Raw genomic sequence first — 595 nt, 5'->3', positions numbered from 1 at the left:
AGTGGAACATCGCCATATACCGTAACAGTTACAGGACCAGGAGGGCCATTTGTACAAGGACCATCAGCAGATGTTAATTACAGTTTTACAGGTTTAGGAGACGGTAGTTATCAAATTACAGTAAGTGATGCAAACGGATGTCCACCAGTAGCCACATCAACAGAAACGATTAACGTTCCAACAGCATTAGCGTCAGGCTCAGCAAGTAAAACAGACTTAATGTGTAGTCCTACAGGAACTATTTTAGGAACGATAAGTTTTACAGCACCTACAGGCGGAACAGCACCATACATTTATTATTATAGATTAGTAGGAGGAGGAGCTTATACACAAATAGCAGGAACAACAGTATCTAATTTACCAGCAGGAGATTATGAGACAAAAGTAGAAGATTCAAATGGCTGTGAAAGAATTTTAAATACGGTAACAATAGCAGATTTACCAGCAGTACCGCCATTTGCAAGTACTGTAGTATATAACTGTGATGGTACAGGAAATATCACTATAACACCATTTGATGCTAGTTACACCTATTCATTAGATGGAGCCGCAGCACAAACAGGAGCAAATGCTAATATTTTTAATAATGTAGCAG

General features: G+C 38.8%; 1 protein-coding gene. It reads left to right on the top strand.

Annotation, left to right across the window (positions count from 1 at the left end; translation table 11 throughout):
- Positions 1-595: hypothetical protein (locus MK851_RS15640; RefSeq protein ID WP_320244938.1), on the top strand; the 595-nt coding region annotated here is incomplete at both ends.

The sequence above is a fragment of the Tenacibaculum sp. 1B UA genome, assembly GCF_033978845.1.
Lineage (GTDB): Bacteria > Bacteroidota > Bacteroidia > Flavobacteriales > Flavobacteriaceae > Polaribacter.
Note: the sequence above shows the minus strand (reverse complement) of the source record. Positions and strands in the feature narration are given on the sequence as shown.